An 892-nucleotide genomic window follows, 5' to 3' on the forward strand; every position below is an offset into this window, starting at 1 on the left:
CCCGACCTGCGCGGTCGTGGCTGGCTGACCCGATGGGTACAGGGCTCTGCGAACGCCTACAGCGGTCCCCGCTATCGGCCACCGGCGCTCGCGCCGGTGTTCGACGCGGTTCTGCGCCCCGGTGACTGTTGCTATGACGTCGCTGCTGGCCTCGGGCTCTACACCCTGTGGGCGGCCGGGGTGGTGGGAGCGGCCGGCGAGGTGCATGCCTTCGAGGAAGCACCGCGCACCGGGGCGACGCTCGCGGCCCTGGTCGAGCGCAACCGGCTCTCGGGTGTCCACCTGTCTACCGCCGCGGTGGGCGCTACTGCCGCGGTGGGCGCCGTGCCCATCCCGGGCGCGACGACCATCACCCTCGATGCCTACGCCGCGCGGCACCGACCGCCTGACCTGGTCAGGATCGGTGGTGAGGCCGAGGGCCTCGACGTGCTGCGCGGCGCCGGTGAGCTCCTACGGGCGCATCGGCCGGCTCTCCTGCTGGCGATGCCGCCCCGCCTCGCCCGCCGCGGCGGAGACCGTCCCGGCGAGAACGGCCACCGCGGCGAACGGGATCGGCGGGCTGCCGGGGACCATCCCGGTGAGCTGGTCTCGCTGCTGGCCGCCGCCGGCTACCGGATCCTCAATCTGAGCCGGCGCGGGCTGACCGGGCAGGGCGTCTTCTCGCCGAACGTGCTCGCGCTCCACGACGGCTGGGAGCGTTTCGAACAGGTCGCCGTCACCCTGCGGCGCACGCCGCTGCCCCGCGACCAGACGGCGTGAGGTTCGGGCATGCCTGATCTTCTCTGCTGGCGGGCTCTCTGCTGGCGGACGTCCCGGGCCGCCTGCCCGCTCGCGGGATGTCCGCGGCGCCACTCGGGCACGCCTACCGGCGACGCCTCGCCGATCCCCTCGG

General features: G+C 74.4%; 1 protein-coding gene. It reads left to right on the plus strand.

The annotated features are described in order from the left end of the window. The coding region (locus ACY45C_RS06225) for a class I SAM-dependent methyltransferase (RefSeq protein ID WP_462186694.1) at positions 1-759 on the plus strand (759 nt) is incomplete at its 5' end. Between the last annotated feature and the right edge of the window lie 133 nt (positions 760-892).

The organism is Frankia sp. CcWB2, from assembly GCF_977927585.1.